This is a genomic window from Mesorhizobium sp. WSM4817 (genome assembly GCF_055811135.1).
Genome location: NZ_JBVVQQ010000008.1, coordinates 82,900 through 95,823 on the forward strand (window position 1 = coordinate 82,900; position 12,924 = coordinate 95,823).

Consider the following 12,924-nt stretch of genomic DNA (forward strand, 5'->3'; position numbering starts at 1 on the left):
GCAAAGATCATGGTCAAACAAGAACACAGAGCCTCCGTCCGGATTCTGCCGGGATGGATCAGTTCTGACAGGAGTTCGCAGGTGGCGCATACCCACGACCATGGTTCGCAAGGGCATGACGGCAGCCACGGCGCCGGTCATGTGCACGGCTCGACCGACAAGAAACGCGTGCTGATCGCCGCCTGCCTGACCGCGGGCTTCATGATCGTAGAAGCGCTTGGCGGTCTCTTGACCGGATCGCTGGCGCTGCTGGCGGATGCCGGCCACATGCTCGCCGACTGTATCGCGCTCGGGCTTGCCTGGTATGCTTTTCATCTGGCCGGCCGGCCGGCCACGGTTCGCCTCACCTACGGTTTCGGCCGGGTCAAGACGCTGGTCGCCTATACCAATGGTATCGCCATCTTCGCCATTGCGCTGTGGATCATCTATGAGGCCTGGGAACGCCTGCTGACGCCTGCGCCCGTGCTCGGCGGGCCGATGCTGGTCGTTGCGATCGCCGGCCTGCTGGTCAATATCGGCTGCTTCTTCGTGCTGCATGGCGGCGACCGCGACAGCCTGAACATGCGCGGTGCCATCCTGCACGTGCTCGGCGATCTGCTTGGCTCCGCGGCGGCGATCATCGCTGCGCTGATCATCCTGGCAACCGGCTGGACGCCAATCGATCCGATCCTGTCCGTCCTTGTCTCGCTGCTGATCCTGTCCACCGCCTGGTCGCTGATGCGTGAAGCGGCCCATGTCCTGCTCGAAGGCGTGCCGGCGAGCCTCGATCGCGACCTGATCGCCAGGGACATAGAAGGGACGGTGAACGGCGTGCGCGAGGTGCATCACATGCATGTCTGGTCGCTTGACGGGTCAAGCAACATGGCGACCTTGCATGCTTGCCTCAACGATGGCGTCGATGCCCACAAAGCGGTCAGCGCCATCAAGAAGCGGCTTGCCGCGCATGGCATTGCCCACGCCACCGTAGAACCGGAATTCGGCCATTGCGCCGATGATAAGCATGATGGCGAGCACGACCATGCGCATGATGCGGCTCCGCATCATCGCCACCATCACTGATCCCAGGAGTTCCATGGCATGGTAACGAAGTTGACGAATCCCCGCCGTGTCCGGGCCGCGTGATGGATCGTGACACGCGCAATGCGGCGATCGGCGCACTGTGGGTGCTGCTGCTGTTCGGCATCGCCGCCTACTATTTGCCAACCGTGATGCTGGCGGTCGGCCGCGTGTCGACCATTCTTGCCGCTATTATTGCCGCTGTCTTCATGGTGGCCATTTTCGTCGTGTTTTGGTTGCGTGGCCGCAGCCAGCGCAAAAAGGATCATTGATATGCGTGTTTTGATTACCGGCGCGGCAGGCATGGTCGGCCGCAAGCTCATCGCCCGGCTGGCGAAGGATGGAACGCTCAGCGGCCGGAAGCTCGCCGCGCTCGACCTTCACGACATCGTGCCGCCGCAGGCGCCGACACTGGATGGCGTCGACGTCGCCATCCATACAGGCGATCTCGCCGCGGCGAGCGCGATGGAACGGCTGGTCGCGTCGCGCCCAGACGTGATCTTTCATCTCGCCGGCGTCGTGTCGGGCGAGGCGGAGGCCAATTTCGATCTCGGCTATCGCGTCAATCTCGACGGCACAAGGGCGCTGTTCGATGCCATAAGACTGGCGGGGTTTGCGCCGCGCGTCGTCTTCACGTCGTCGATCGCCGTGTTCGGCGCACCGTTTCCGGACATTATATCAGACGAATTCCACCCGACGCCGTTGACCTCCTACGGCACGCAGAAGCTGATGGGCGAAGCATTGCTCGCCGATTATACGCGGCGCGGCTTCTTCGATGGCATCGGCATCAGGCTGCCGACCATCTGCGTCAGGCCGGGCAAGCCCAACAAGGCGGCTTCAGGCTTTTTCTCCGGCATCATCCGCGAGCCGTTGAACGGCCAGGAAGCAATATTGCCGGTGCCGCGCTCTGTCGTACACACCCACGCCAGCCCGCGCTCGGCGGTGAATTTTCTGATCCACGCAGCAGCGATCGGCGGCGACGCCGTCGGGCCGCGCCGCAATCTGACGATGCCCGGCGTCGCCGTCACGGTCGGCGAGCAGATCGAGGCCCTGGAACGGATGGCCGGCGCCAAGGCGGTGAACCTAATCCGCGAGGAGCCCGACGATACGATCTGGGCGATCGTCAAGGGCTGGCCGACACGGTTCGAGGCGCGGCGGTCGAGGGAGCTTGGCTTTGCCGCCGAAACCAGCTTCGACGACATCATCCGCGCGCATATCGAGGACGAGTTGGACGGGAAGATCGCGGGTTAGGGTGTCGATATTCAGGCCAGCGGCAACGCACATCGACCTCGGCGCCGCCCCTCATCTGCCTGCCGGCATCTTCTCCCCGTAAACGGGGCGAGGGGGCTGCCTCAACCTTGGCAATCCCCCTCTCCCCGTTTTTTACGGGGAGAGGGTAAGGGTGAGGGGCAGCGCCGACGCCCGGTAAGGGTGAAGGGACTGCTTCATCCGCCAGTCAGGCTCGCCGACAACAACAGCAACCCGAACAAAAAGACGAAGGCGGCGCCGCCGATCTCGACGATTGAATGGATGCGGTTGCCCATGCGGCCGTCGCCAGCGAAATACACCGCCCAGTTCTTGGCCGTCACCGCCAGCGTCGCCAGGATCGAGACGGTGATCGCGGTGCCGAGTGCCATCGCCAGCACCGACAGGATGCCGCCGAACCACAGCCCGTTGAGCATGGCAAAGCTCAGCACGATCAGCGCGCCCGAGCACGGCCGGATACCGACCACGGCCACCGCAGACCAGGCAGTGCGCCAGTCGAAGCGGTCGCCGGAAAGCAGCGCCGGGTCGGGCGCGTGTGAATGTCCGCACGTCTCGCAGACATCGCCCGCCGCATGGTGATGGTGCCCGCCATGGTCATGGCGACGGTCGTGTGCGCCATGATCATGGTTATCGTGGCCGTCATGGCCATGTGCGTGAAGCGCATGCACCGAATGCGCATGTGCAGGATGGCCTGTTTGCGAATGGCCGGCATGGGCCGCCGAAAGGCTATAGGCAGGGTTCGCACCGAACAGACGAAGGATGGCAGGGCCGGCCTTGCGCCACAAAAGCCAGGCGCCGAACAGGGTGACAAAGACAAAACTCGTGACTTCGAGGAACCATGCCGCGTCGGTCATCGATATGGTGGTGCCGCGCAGGACGAAGTAGGCGAGCATCATCACCAGGATCGCCGTCACCGCCTGCAACAGGGCCGAGACGAAGGACAGCATGATGCCGCGCCTGAGCGCGACTTCGTTCGCGACCATGTAGGACGAGATCACCGCCTTACCGTGACCGGGGCCGGCGGCATGGAAAATACCGTAGGCGAAGGACAGGCCGATAAGCAGCCACAGCTTGCTGCCGTCCTCACGCATCGCCTTCATCGCACCGGCAAGCGCGCGGTAGAATTCCTGCTGACGCAGATTGATCCACATCAGGATTTGGGCGAACGGGCCGGTGGTGGGAGCCATCCCGTCATTGGTGCCGATGCCGAGCGAGCTCTGGGCGTGGGCTGAGCCGAGGACGTGCGTCATGACAAGGGCGGCGGCCAAAAGGCCGAAAGCCAAACGCAGGGACGGTTTCGTCACCGGATTATCCTTTTGGCTGACAGTTCAGTTCAAGCTTGGTCGCAAATATCTTGCTCATATCGGTGCCTGTCGGATCATTGAAGAAGGCGTCCGTCAGGTTCTTCTGGTTCGCGGCGATCGCCTCGTCGGGGTTCGGACGAACGACCTTGCTCGTGCATGTCGACGGCAAGTCGGCGACCTGCATATTGGCATCCTCGGTGAAATCGATCGCCGTGTAGAAGGTTGGGTCATAGACGCCGATATCGATCTTGCCGGCCAGCCTGGTTGGCGCCTTGGGTTCGGATTCGAACAGGATAATGAGCTGGTCGTTGTCGAAATTCGCCATCAGCTGCGGCGGCGGGCTCATCGCCTCATCCTTGCCGTCGACGGTGACGAGCTGGAAGTAATTGAACTCCGCCAGCGAAGCGTGAACGGTGTCGGCGACTTCCTTCAGCTCCTTGTCGTCAAGCTTCAGGTCGGAATTCTTGTCGAACTCCATCATCACCGTGCTCGAAAACAAATCGTCGAAGCGCCAGACATGACGCAAGGCCTTCACGCTTTGGTGATCCGGGCTGAGGATCACTTCGAGGCGAGCCTCGGCGAAGACGTGGGGATGCACGTCGGCTGGCCCGACCGTGGCAAAAGTCGCCGCCATGGCCGAAGCCATCATGATTGCTTGCCGCTTCAGGTTCATTCTGGGTGGTGATTCCATCGACTTCGGTGACTGTCGAGAGTTACCAGAAAGCGGGCGAAAATGGGACCCCGGGCGGCCAAAAGCTCATGCATTGTCAATCGTCTTGAACCACTGCACCAGGAAATCGACAAAGACGCGAACTTTCGCAGGCAAATAGCGCCGGTGCGGATAGACGGCGAAAATGCCGCCACCCGGCAGGATGCGGTCATCCAGCGCGGTCACCAGCCGGCCACTTTCGATGTCGGGCGCTGCGATGAAATCCGGCAGGACTGAAAATCCCAATCCCGCCACGGCGGCGGCTCTTGCCGCCATCGGACTGTTGACCTCGATCGGACCGGAGACCGAAACAGTCACCGTGTCGCCGCTGTCGCCCTTGAACGGCCAGTTGGTCAGCCAGCGGCCATTGGTGTCGATGATGCAGGGCATGCGGCCAAGGTCCTGCGGCCGCGTCGGCATGCCGTGCCTGGCGATCAGCTCGGGAGATGCGCACAGCCGCACCGAGAACGGCGCCAGGCGCCTGGCGATCAGCGAGGAGCTTTCCAGCCGCGAAATGCGCACGGCGAGATCGAAGCCTTCCTCGACCAGATCGACGAAGCGGTCATCGAGATGAATGTCGAGCACGATGTCGGGATGCTGCTTGGCGAAGTCGATCAGCGATAGGCCGATCGGCGCGTCGGCAAAGGTGCGCGGCGCCGACAGCTTGATCCTGCCGCGCACGTCGCCAGAGGATTCGCGCACCGCATCGGCCAGGCTGTCGACCTCGCGGACGATTTCCGAGGCGCGGCGGTAATAGGTGTGGCCGGCCTCGGTCAGCGAGAACTGCCGGGTGGTGCGGTTGAGCAGCAGCGCGCCGAGCTCGTCCTCCAACTCGCGCACATATTTCGACAGCAGCGCCTTGGAGCGGCCGATCTTGCGCGCCGCTGCCGAAAATCCTTCGGCCTCGACAACGTCGATGAAGGCGCGCATGCGGGTCAGCGTATCCATGTCATGCGCTCCTCTGGTGGGCTGAAAGGATGCGCGCGGCAAGCGCCATCAGCTGCCGGTCGCTGTTTTTCGGTCCGAGCAGCGAGAGGCCGAACGGGGCGCCGTCAACCAGGCCCAGCGGCAGGGCGATCTGCGGGAGGCCGGACAGGCCGGAAAGACACAACAGTCTCAGCGCGCGTTCGCGATAGGTCTGCAAATCGGCGAATGAGGCGGCCTTGAGCGGGGCGGCACCTGGAGCGGTCGGCAGCACAAGAACGCCGTCTTCGCCAAGCAGGTCGGCAAGTTCGCGACGAAACGAAACGCGACGTTCCGTTTCAAATTGTGCGGTTGCCGCGTCGATGGTTGCGCCATGCTCGAAGCGCTCCTTGACGCCGGGGCCGAGCATCCGATCGCTGCCGGCGATCCAGGCACCATGATTTTGCCAGGCCTCGTACCCCTGCAGTTTGCGGAAGCACCAATAGAGATCGTCGGTGGAATGCGACAGCGGGGCAACGGTGCGCGGTGCGCCCAACACCGATGCGACAGCGCGGACCATGGCGCGATACTCGTCGGCTTCCTGCGGGCCGAGCACGAGCCCGTCCAGCGCATCCAGCGCGAGGGGGCGCTGCAATTCTTGGTTGTGCAGATCGTCGCCGAGCAGCACCGCGCCGACCTTTTCGTAGGTGACCATGTTCCTGGCGAACCAGCCGAACGTATCAAGTGAAGGGGCCAGCGGCATGGCGCCTTCGAGCGAGATGCGGCCATGCGTGGTCCTCAGGCCGATCAGCCCACAAAAGCTTGCCGGAGCGCGAATCGAGCCGCCGGTATCGGATCCGGCGGCGATGTCGGCCAGCCCGCCGGCGACCGCGGCGGCGGAACCGGAAGACGAGCCGCCGGTGACGCGATCAGGTGCTGCCGGATTGACCGGCGACGGGAAATGCGCGTTCAGCCCCATCAGCGAGAAGGCCAGTTCGTCGGTCTGCGTCTTGCCGACGAAGCACGCGCCCGAATCAAGCAGCGCCTGGACGGCCGGCGCCGTCGCCGAGGCGGGTGAAGCCTGCTGGTATTTTTGCGGATTGCCGCAGCCGGTGCGGTAGCCGGCGACGTCGTAAATATCCTTGACGGCCAGCCGCAGGCCGGCAAGCGGGCCGGACTGCGCATTGGATATAGGTATACCATCGAGGTCGAGAAAAGCGTTCAGAGGGCCGCGAGTGCCTGCCATGCGTTCGATATCCGGATACAGTTGTTGCAACATTGTTCGACGCCAGGATTTTTACAACCTGGCGTACGATTTTTATTGATTGTGAAATCCATCGACCTTATATCGCGCTTGCCCAAAGTCGCACGTGCCTGTGGGTGTCCGCCGATCCTCAAAATGGTGAGGGATCTCGGTAAGGTAACTGGAGCTAACCCCTCCAGTCGGTTTAGCGGCCAACCGCCAGACCGAGGACACCTTGAAGCAACGACGGTGCGGGCCTTTCTGGTGTTCTGCCGGTCGTCCAAAGACCGGGGTTACTGAAGAGGCACACCTTCATTGCCGGCAGTGCGGAACGGGTTCTCCCAATCCAAGCCAAGGCAGACAAAGCGAACCGAGGCCGGGCAAGGCCAAGGTTCACCGCCGCGAGACGGCGCTTCATGGTTCCGGGGTCTCCACCGGCTGGTTCCATGGATTGACGTCCCGCCTTTGTCCACCGCGTGTTCGCGAGGTCAATGACCCGTGTCCCGCAGCCTTTGTGCGCGCCGAAAGGCGCTATGGAGAGACCCCGATGGCTACCCAGCGCATCCTTGACTTCCTCGCCACCCGACGTCCGAACGGCCCTTGCCTCGTCGTCGATCTCGATGTCGTGCGCGACAATTTCCGCGCCTTCGAGAAGGCGCTTCCCGATTCGAAAATCTACTATGCGGTGAAAGCAAATCCGGCGCCGGAAATCCTGCGCCTGCTTGCTGCGATGGGCTCGTCCTTCGACACCGCTTCCGTTGCCGAAGTCGAGATGGCGATGGACGCCGGCGCGCCGGCGGACCGCATCTCCTTCGGCAACACCATCAAGAAGGAGCGCGACATCCAGCGCGCCTATCAACTCGGCATCCGGTTGTTCGCGGTGGACTGCGTCGAGGAGGTCGAGAAGATCGCCCGCGTTGCACCCGGCGCCCGTGTGTTCTGCCGCGTGCTGACCGACGGCGAAGGCGCCGAATGGCCGCTGTCGCGCAAGTTCGGCTGCGTGCCGGCGATGGCGGTCGACGTGCTGCGCCATGCGAGGGCGCTCGGGCTGGACGCCTATGGCGTGTCGTTCCATGTCGGCTCGCAGCAGACCAACCTGACCGCCTGGGACCGCGCGCTCGGCGACGCCAAAAAGGTGTTCGCTACGCTCGCTGACGAAGGCATTGTGCTCAAGATGGTCAATATGGGCGGCGGTTTCCCGACCCGTTACCTCAGGGACGTGCCGGCGGCACAGGCCTATGGCCAGGCGATCTTCTCGGCGCTGCGCAAGCATTTCGGCAACGCGATTCCCGAGACCATCATCGAACCGGGCCGCGGCATGGTCGGCAATGCCGGCGTCATCAAGTCGGAAGTCGTGCTGATCTCGAAGAAGGCCGACAACGACAATGTGCGTTGGGTCTTCCTCGACATCGGCAAGTTCGGCGGGCTCGCCGAGACGATGGACGAGGCGATCCGCTACCTGATCGTCACCGCGTATGACGGCACCGAGACCGCGCCGTGCGTGCTCGCCGGCCCGACCTGCGATTCGGCCGACGTGATGTACGAGAAAACGCCGTATCCGCTGCCCCTGTCGCTGACCATCGGCGACGAGGTGCTGATCGAGGGCACCGGCGCCTACACGACGACCTACGCCTCGGTCGCCTTCAACGGCTTCGAGCCTCTCCGATCCTACGTGATCTGACGGCTCGCAAGAGCCGGTCAGATCATCCGGCGCGGGCGACGAGATCGCCCGCTTCGGTTCGCCTGTGGAACAATCCGCTCGTGAAGGATCGCGGAAATGGAAATTGTGGATTTCATCGTTGATGGCGCTGTGAGCCGGCAAATCTCCCCCCTTGAGGGGGAGATGGCCGCAAAGCGGCCAGAGGGGGTCGCCTCAGCTGTCGCGACCTCTCTTGGACTGCGTGGCGCCGGCGCTTCACGCGCGGCGCCCTCCTCTGTCGGCTTCGGCGACATCTCGCCCTCTAGGGGGGAGATTGCTGGCGCTTTCGTCATCACCGCCGAAACCGCTGCCGACGTCCCGGCGCGCGAGGCCTTGCTCGATCGCGCCATGGGGTCGAAGCGCCGGAGAAAATCGTCGGAAAAGCTGCGGCGCGGCCGCCGGCCTTCGGAAGGCCTTGCCTTTGTCGCACGCGATGCGTCGGGCGCTGTCACCGGCACCGTGCGGCTCTGGGATGTCGTGCTGGGCGAGGGCGGTAGGTCCGCCCTTCTGCTTGGCCCGCTCGCCGTCGATCCCACAATCAAGAATGCCGGCATCGGCTCGGCGCTGATGCGCCATGCAATCGCTGAAGCCGCGCGCCTCGGCCATGCGGCGATCCTGCTGGTCGGCGATGCGCCCTATTACCAGCGCTTCGGGTTCTCGGCCGATAAAACCGGCTCGCTGGCCATGCCGGGACCTTATGAGCGGCACCGCCTGCTGGCGCTGGAGCTGGTGGAAGGCGTGCTCGCCGGCGCGCAGGGCACGCTGGAGGCGGCCGGGCGCAAGCTGAAGGCACAGCGGCTGTCGCTCGCTGCCTGACGGATCGGAAACAAGCCGCTGCCATCGGGCGGCGGCTTGTTTCCATCCAGGATTGGAATGGGTCAGCCGATCAACTGGCTCAGCGCCATGGCGACGCTCATGTCGCCTTCGACCTTTATCTTGCCGGACATGAACGCCATGGTCGGGTTGAGATCGCCTGATATCAGCGATTCCAGATCGTCGAGCGAAAGCTTTATCGTGCAGTCGGCCGGCGCGTCGGTGGTCGATACAGCAGCGCCGTCGATGACGATGACGCCGTCGCCTCCGGTATCGAATTTGACGGAACGATCGAACCCGGCACTCGCCACGCGCGCGCTGATCTTGTCGGCAATTTCCTGAACGCCCATGGCCGTTCTCCTCGTCTCGTTGCGTTTGTCGCACCCCATTGCACTTCGGTCTGGGGCACTTTGATCCGGCCCGAAGTCGCCGTCTTGCGCATTTCGCGATCAAGGTCGCCGGCGCATATAGCTTCGGGTTGACGTTTACGTCAACGCGGTTCCCGATATGATGATGGGTTTTATCGCCGCAGTGAAGCTGCGCTGTCCACACTGGCAGTTACAAGGTCTGCATCATTCAAACAGACGAGGACAGTGGCCAGGCCTGTCCCTAGCGTGGGCTCGCCTCATGCGCCACCGCGCGATCAGGGGGAAGGGGATGAACCCGTATCCGGGAGGCGAGGATCAAGACCCCAGATGGCGTTACAGTAGGGGATGTTCAGTCATGAAAATCAGAAGTCTGATCAAGCGTGCCGAGACGGTGGACAGGGCATTCAAGGAACTCGAAGCCGATTTGGCGGATGCGTTCGATGAGTGTCTCAACCTAGACGACCAATCGCCGTTGGACAACGTTCCGGATGAGAACCTCGCGGCAAGGAATGACAACTCTCAGCCCGAGGACGATGCCGACGCTCCCGAGATCGCACGGCGGCTGACCTCCCACACACAAACCCGCCTGGCTGCGCTAGATGCCGTTGAGGGGCTGTTTGACGATGCGCGCGAGTATCTGGAGGAGATCAACACGAAACTGTCGGAGATCGCGACCTCGCATCACCTGACAGGCGAATTCCTGAAGCTGCTTCACGGGGACATTCTTCGCGCCAACGAACTGGAACTGGCAAATGTCAGCCTGACCACGCAGCAAAGAGTGCTATCGGAGCAGTTCCACGATGCGACCAGAAAGCAGCGCGAGCGTGAAAGCGTCGTCGAGGCCCTGCAGCAGCGCGAGATAAGCCTGGCCGAGGACAAGGAGGCACTTCGCAGTGCGCTGGCTGCAGCAAAGCTGGAACTCGTCGTGGCAGGCAATGCGAGCGCAGAACGCGAAGCGGAGTTCGGCGACCTCGTCAAAACGCTTTCGGCCAGAACGGCCGAGGCCAACCGATGCGCGCGCGAGAACGAGATATTGCGGGAAAAGCATGTCAGCCTGTCGATCGACTTCGACAAGGCGCTGAAGCGGGAAGCTGAGGCGCGGCACCGGCTGGACGAGCTCTCGACGATTCATGCCAGTGACGCGGCGCGACTTTCGGAACTGCTGTCTGCGCTCGGCAAGAGCGAACAAGAGGAGACGCGGCTGCAGAAATCGCTCGATATCGCGCAAGCGAAGCTGTCGGAAATGACGGAAGCGGCCCGTATCATGGAAGGTGACAGGGAAGCCGAACGTGCGCGTAGTTTCGCTGAGATCGGCGGCCTGCGTTCCGAAATTCGCAACCTCCAATCACGATTTGAAGTCGCCTCGAACGAGAACAATCAAGCCGCGAGCGAGATCGCCAATCTCAAGGCTCAATGGAGCGACGCTGTCGCCGAAAAGCAAATTGCGGAGGAAAGGTTGTCGGTTCTCAGAAAGGAGAACGAAAACGACAAGATGCACCTCTCGACCGTGAGCGCGAATTTTTCGCAGCTTTCCCTGCAGCAGGCATCCGAACAGATACAGCTCGATGTCCAGAGGCAGGAATGCGAGGACCTGCGAGCCGAAGTCGCTGTGCTCGACGCCCGGGTCAAGGAACTGTTGCCCTATGAGCGTCTCCACAAGGTCACAAACGCCAAACCGCATGAGAACGGCGTGGTCGAGATCACCGGTGTCGTGGCGGAGAAGTCCCGCGCCACAAGCAGGCGGCGCGTCCGTACGAGCCTGCGCGCCGCATCCTGACGCACGGGTGTCACTTGGCTTTACGGGAACAGACTGAAGGTCCGTTGTCGAAGCAACGCAGATTCGGCGAATTAGCTTGCGTGCGCTTCCTTCCTCAGGCCTTCCCCGATCTAGTGTACGGTGTTGCCCGTCAGGTTAGCGCATGGATCGAAGCGTCATTTGCTCACCAACTGGCCACACCGGCACCGCCTGATTAGGCATCGAGGAAGTCCAGGGCCTTCTCCACGAAGGCGCCGTGATACTGGAAAATGGCCGTATGCCCGCCGTCCTCGTACAGGACCAGCTCGGCATTGGGCAAGCGCCGTGCCAGGTCGACGGAATTGCTGGTGGGCACCATTCTGTCGTGATCGCCATTCACCACGAGGACCGGGTGCCGGACACGCGATAGGTCGGCAGGGCGCTCGAGGCCAAAGGCACGCACTGCCTTGAGCTGCTGGCTGAAAGCGCCGAGGGCGATGGGCTTGTCGCGGTCATTGGTCCGTTCGTTCAAGCGCTGCAGAAACTCGCGCGCCGCCTTCTTGCCGTTGGGGCTTTGGGTGAAGAAGAGGTAGTTCTTTGGGTCCTTGATGGTCAGCGCGGCGCGGATCATGTCGAAGAAGGTGACGAACGTCACCCTGTCGATGCCGGTACCCCGGCTGGGCCGGTTCCCGCGAGGATAATCTTGCGAACCAGATTGGGCTCCAGCTGAACAATCGCCTGGGCGATGAAGCCGCCAAGAGATAGGCCGAGCAGGTCAACCTTCTCGAAACCGAGGGCCCGGATGAAGGCGATCGCGTCGCGGGCCATCGCCTCCACCGTGCTGGGAGTGGAGCCGCCTGATGCGCCAACACCACGGTTATCGAAGGTGACAACGCGTCGTTTTGCGGCAATACCATCGACGACCCGGGGATCCCAATTGTCGAGAACCGCACTCAGATGGGTAAGAAAAATCACCGGTACCCCGGTTGTGGGCCCGAGTTCCCGGTAGGCGAATTTCGTACCGCCGACGTCGACCGTTTTCGTCGGCACGTCCCTGTGTTTGACGATCGCGGCAGGTCGCGACAGATGATGCACGTTCATGATGGTTTTCTTCCTTCTGGCTTGTCGCTGTCGCTGCCGCTGCCGCTGGGCTGGAGCAGCGCCTTCGCCGCCACCGCGCCAGCCTCAAGAATGCGATCGGACAGTTCGGTTCCGTTCACCGCGCGGGACAGCTCAAGTGTGCCGATCAGGGTCGCGAAGACGCCGAACGCGACAGCCTCGGGATCGCGGGCGTCGGGCGTCAGCTCGGCCGCCACCTGGCGTACGAGCTTGAGCAGGTGCTCGGCGTAAACTTGGCGCGTCTCGATCGGCTCACGCGCAATTTCGGGCAGCAGCGCGGCTGAAGCGCAACCTTTGCCTGGATTGTCTCGGTGTTCCGCCGACAGATACGTGTCGATGGCCAATGACGTGCCGCCGGCGGCCAATAGCTCCTGTATCTGGGCCGTCTGGGCCTCCAGCGCGGCTGCCACACTCTCACGCACAAGCGCCGCCTTGGACGGAAAATGGGGATAGAAAGCTCCATTGGTCAGTCCCGCCTCACCCATGATGCCGGCGAGACCTGATGCAGCGATGCCGTCGGAGCGAAACCGTTCGGTCGCCACATCCATGATCCGCTGCCGCGATGCTTCCCTCCGGCCTTTCTCGTAGCGCATGTCTTTCTCCTTCGATCAGCTATTGCATTACGGTCATATTATCATTAAGTGACCATAATGCAATAGCAACGCATCGGAGATGGCGACCTGGCTCCAGGTCTCCTCAATTTAGGAAA

Annotated in this window: 14 protein-coding genes; 6 read left to right on the forward strand and 8 right to left on the reverse strand. The window is 62.6% G+C overall.

Features of this window, described 5'->3' with window-relative positions; translation table 11 throughout:
- Positions 1–81: 81 nt before the first annotated feature.
- From AC0L2K_RS13755 to denD, 3 genes are all read left to right on the forward strand, one after another.
- The gene (locus AC0L2K_RS13755; RefSeq protein WP_473531589.1) at positions 82–1,059 is read left to right on the forward strand and encodes a cation diffusion facilitator family transporter; all 978 of its coding nucleotides are present in this window, start codon (positions 82–84) and stop codon (positions 1,057–1,059) included.
- 62 nt (positions 1,060–1,121) lie between these two features.
- On the forward strand, positions 1,122–1,328 hold the full coding sequence (locus tag AC0L2K_RS13760) for a hypothetical protein (RefSeq protein WP_027153224.1): 207 nt from the start codon (positions 1,122–1,124) through the stop codon (positions 1,326–1,328).
- A gap of 1 nt (position 1,329) precedes the next feature.
- The gene (gene denD, locus AC0L2K_RS13765; RefSeq protein WP_473531590.1) at positions 1,330–2,307 is read left to right on the forward strand and encodes a D-erythronate dehydrogenase; all 978 of its coding nucleotides are present in this window, start codon (positions 1,330–1,332) and stop codon (positions 2,305–2,307) included.
- 194 nt (positions 2,308–2,501) lie between these two features.
- Here denD and AC0L2K_RS13770 read toward each other — a convergent pair whose 3' ends face one another.
- The 4 genes from AC0L2K_RS13770 to AC0L2K_RS13785 all read right to left on the reverse strand — a co-directional run bounded on the left by AC0L2K_RS13770 (position 2,502) and on the right by AC0L2K_RS13785 (position 6,484).
- Positions 2,502–3,626, reverse strand: coding sequence for a nickel/cobalt transporter (locus tag AC0L2K_RS13770; protein WP_473531591.1), 1,125 nt, complete (start codon positions 3,624–3,626; stop codon positions 2,502–2,504).
- A 4-nt stretch (positions 3,627–3,630) separates the two neighbouring features.
- On the reverse strand, positions 3,631–4,299 hold the full coding sequence (locus AC0L2K_RS13775) for a DUF1007 family protein (protein WP_023798037.1): 669 nt from the start codon (positions 4,297–4,299) through the stop codon (positions 3,631–3,633).
- 84 nt (positions 4,300–4,383) lie between these two features.
- Positions 4,384–5,283 carry a LysR family transcriptional regulator gene (locus tag AC0L2K_RS13780; protein ID WP_128168892.1) on the reverse strand — a complete coding sequence of 300 codons (900 nt, stop codon included), beginning with the start codon at positions 5,281–5,283 and terminating at the stop codon, positions 4,384–4,386.
- 1 nt (position 5,284) lies between these two features.
- On the reverse strand, positions 5,285–6,484 hold the full coding sequence (locus AC0L2K_RS13785) for an amidase (RefSeq protein WP_473531592.1): 1,200 nt from the start codon (positions 6,482–6,484) through the stop codon (positions 5,285–5,287).
- Positions 6,485–7,028: 544 nt separating this feature from the next.
- Between AC0L2K_RS13785 and odc2 the strand changes: the two genes are divergently transcribed.
- Together odc2 and AC0L2K_RS13795 are read left to right on the forward strand one after the other, a co-directional pair.
- The gene (gene odc2, locus AC0L2K_RS13790; RefSeq protein WP_473531593.1) at positions 7,029–8,162 is read left to right on the forward strand and encodes an ornithine/lysine decarboxylase; all 1,134 of its coding nucleotides are present in this window, start codon (positions 7,029–7,031) and stop codon (positions 8,160–8,162) included.
- A 162-nt stretch (positions 8,163–8,324) separates the two neighbouring features.
- On the forward strand, positions 8,325–8,996 hold the full coding sequence (locus AC0L2K_RS13795; RefSeq protein WP_473531632.1) for a GNAT family N-acetyltransferase: 672 nt from the start codon (positions 8,325–8,327) through the stop codon (positions 8,994–8,996).
- Positions 8,997–9,058: 62 nt separating this feature from the next.
- Here AC0L2K_RS13795 and AC0L2K_RS13800 read toward each other — a convergent pair whose 3' ends face one another.
- The gene (locus tag AC0L2K_RS13800) at positions 9,059–9,343 is read right to left on the reverse strand and encodes an SCP2 sterol-binding domain-containing protein (RefSeq protein ID WP_023798033.1); all 285 of its coding nucleotides are present in this window, start codon (positions 9,341–9,343) and stop codon (positions 9,059–9,061) included.
- A gap of 373 nt (positions 9,344–9,716) precedes the next feature.
- Between AC0L2K_RS13800 and AC0L2K_RS13805 the strand changes: the two genes are divergently transcribed.
- The gene (locus AC0L2K_RS13805; RefSeq protein ID WP_128173746.1) at positions 9,717–11,138 is read left to right on the forward strand and encodes a coiled-coil domain-containing protein; all 1,422 of its coding nucleotides are present in this window, start codon (positions 9,717–9,719) and stop codon (positions 11,136–11,138) included.
- Positions 11,139–11,331: 193 nt separating this feature from the next.
- On the opposite strand, the gene AC0L2K_RS13810 is transcribed toward AC0L2K_RS13805, so the two are convergent.
- Genes AC0L2K_RS13810 through AC0L2K_RS13820 form a run of 3 tightly spaced genes read right to left on the reverse strand, consistent with a single transcriptional unit; the run spans position 11,332 to position 12,808 of the window.
- Positions 11,332–11,751, reverse strand: coding sequence for an alpha/beta fold hydrolase (locus tag AC0L2K_RS13810; protein ID WP_473531594.1), 420 nt, complete (start codon positions 11,749–11,751; stop codon positions 11,332–11,334).
- Positions 11,748–12,197 (reverse strand): alpha/beta fold hydrolase, encoded by a 450-nt coding sequence (locus AC0L2K_RS13815; protein ID WP_473531595.1) that lies wholly within the window; start codon positions 12,195–12,197, stop codon positions 11,748–11,750. Before AC0L2K_RS13815 ends, AC0L2K_RS13810 begins: the two co-directional genes overlap by 4 nt.
- Positions 12,194–12,808 (reverse strand): TetR/AcrR family transcriptional regulator, encoded by a 615-nt coding sequence (locus AC0L2K_RS13820; RefSeq protein WP_473531596.1) that lies wholly within the window; start codon positions 12,806–12,808, stop codon positions 12,194–12,196. Before AC0L2K_RS13820 ends, AC0L2K_RS13815 begins: the two co-directional genes overlap by 4 nt.
- Positions 12,809–12,924: the final 116 nt, after the last annotated feature.